The sequence below is a fragment of the Parvimonas sp. D9 genome (assembly GCF_035282565.1).
Taxonomy (GTDB): Bacteria; Bacillota; Clostridia; order Tissierellales; family Peptoniphilaceae; genus Parvimonas; species Parvimonas micra.
This window is the reverse complement of the sequence record NZ_JAYKBM010000308.1, coordinates 1-209: the sequence shown is the minus strand read 5'-3', so window position 1 is coordinate 209 and position 209 is coordinate 1. Positions and strand designations below refer to the sequence as shown.

Genomic DNA, 209 nt, shown 5'->3' with positions numbered 1-209 from the left:
GCAGATGTATTAGAAGGAAATAACAAGTTTGAAACAAATGAAACAACAAATCCAACTTCTACAAAGCCAAAGAAAGACGTATTTGACAGTTCAGCACCACAAGTAAGTATAGATGGTGAAATTGTAAAAGCGGGACAAGAATTACTTTACAAAGTAACTTACAAGAACACAACAGGAAAAGATCAAAAAGTAGAAATAAAAGATAAGAT

At 31.6% G+C, this 209-nt stretch carries 1 protein-coding gene; it reads left to right on the top strand.

Annotated features, from left to right (window positions below; translation table 11 throughout):
- A partial coding sequence (locus VJI94_RS08965) for a hypothetical protein (RefSeq protein ID WP_324009128.1) occupies positions 1 to 209 on the top strand: 209 nt, incomplete at both ends.